Genomic DNA, 1,416 nt, shown 5'->3' with positions numbered 1-1,416 from the left:
ATGAACTTTCCTGAAATAGGTTGACTAAAAATTAAGCAATTAATTACAGTCACTTATGAAAACAACAAATGAACACTGGCGAAAAAAAAGCTACCAAAAAGCCACTTTAGAAACCAAACTTTTAGTCGTTGACCAAATCTTAAATGGTCAGCTTTCAAACAACCAAGCTTCTAAAAAATACGACGTTCCCAGAACAACCATTTCCTATTGGTTAAGAAAATACAGTACCTTAGTACAACAAAATACAGGTATGAGTAAAAACGATGAAATTAAAAAGTTAAAGGAAAAGATTGAAGAACTTGAGTTTCAAAAAGACTTTCAACAAGACATTATCGCGGATATGGAACTTATTACAGGCGTTGATATGTCAAAAAAGTCATTGCCCAAAACATTAGCAAAAGAGATAGAGCTAAAGAAAAAACAGCGTATAAAAGAAAATGGCTCTATGGATGTTTTGGGATATCTAAACAAGCCTTTTACAAAAGACTCAAAACCCAACAAAAACAAGAAGTAGACCATCAGAAGCTAATGAAAATGGTCAAGGACTACCGTAAAAAAGTAGGCTCTAAAACTGGTGGAATTAAGCTACATAAAGAACTAAAACAGGACTTTATAAACGCTGATATTAAAATTGGTAGAGACAAGTTCTATCGATTCCTCAGACTAAATAATCTTTTGATTCCTAAAACTAAAAATTACATCACAACTACAAACTCAAACCATATGTACAAAAAATATAAGAACCTCGTAAAAGACCACGTTCCTACTCGTCCTGAACAACTTTGGGTTAGCGATATCACTTATATTAAAACAGAAAATGGGCACAACTATCTAGCTTTAGTCACAGACGCCTATTCTAAGCAAATTATGGGCTATAAACTCGATAACCATATGAGAACATCGCTTTGTAAAGATGCGCTTGCTATGGCTATTAAAAATAGAAAATATCCTAAACAAAAGCTTATTCATCACTCAGATAGAGGGTTTCAATACTGCAATCCTAAATATACCGAGTTTGCCGAAAGTAACGGAATAACAATGAGTATGACTGAACAATACGACCCTTATGAAAACGCTGTTGCTGAACGTATTAATAGAACACTTAAATACGAATACGGCTTAAAACAAACTATTAAAAACACCGATTTAGCTCAAAAAATGACGGAGCAAGCTGTCCATATTTACAATAATCTAAGGACACATTTTAGTCTGGACCTAAGAAAACCTGCTGAAGTCCATCTAAATCCAAACATTAAATACAAATCCTATCGAAAAAATAATGTAAATTTACCTGAACTTACTATTTAAAAACAGACCTCGTTCAAATTATTTTTTTGCCTTCTAAACGGCTTAAAAAAAATCTTTTGAACGTCTAAATTTGAACCAAAAAGAGTCAACCTATTTCAGTATAATACA

General features: G+C 32.6%; 2 protein-coding genes. Both read left to right on the top strand.

The window, feature by feature from the left end:
* Window positions 1-55 precede the first annotated feature (55 nt).
* Window positions 56-514, top strand: a complete 459-nt coding sequence (locus tag C8N41_RS16760) for a helix-turn-helix domain-containing protein (RefSeq protein ID WP_249033298.1) — start codon at window positions 56-58, stop codon at window positions 512-514.
* Window positions 460-1,308 (top strand): IS3 family transposase, encoded by an 849-nt coding sequence (locus C8N41_RS16755; RefSeq protein ID WP_249033299.1) that lies wholly within the window; start codon window positions 460-462, stop codon window positions 1,306-1,308. Before C8N41_RS16760 ends, C8N41_RS16755 begins: the two co-directional genes overlap by 55 nt.
* The last annotated feature ends 108 nt before the right edge of the window (window positions 1,309-1,416 follow it).

Origin of the sequence: Winogradskyella sediminis, from assembly GCF_003387355.1 — a bacterium.
Lineage (GTDB): Bacteria > Bacteroidota > Bacteroidia > Flavobacteriales > Flavobacteriaceae > Winogradskyella > Winogradskyella sediminis.
This window is presented reverse-complemented; position numbering and strand designations above follow the sequence as displayed.

Bases quoted from the DNA above. Each gene is read 5' to 3' on its own strand.
- C8N41_RS16760 (WP_249033298.1), top strand. From the start codon at position 56: ATGAAAACAACAAATGAACACTGGCGAAAAAAAAGCTACCAAAAAGCC.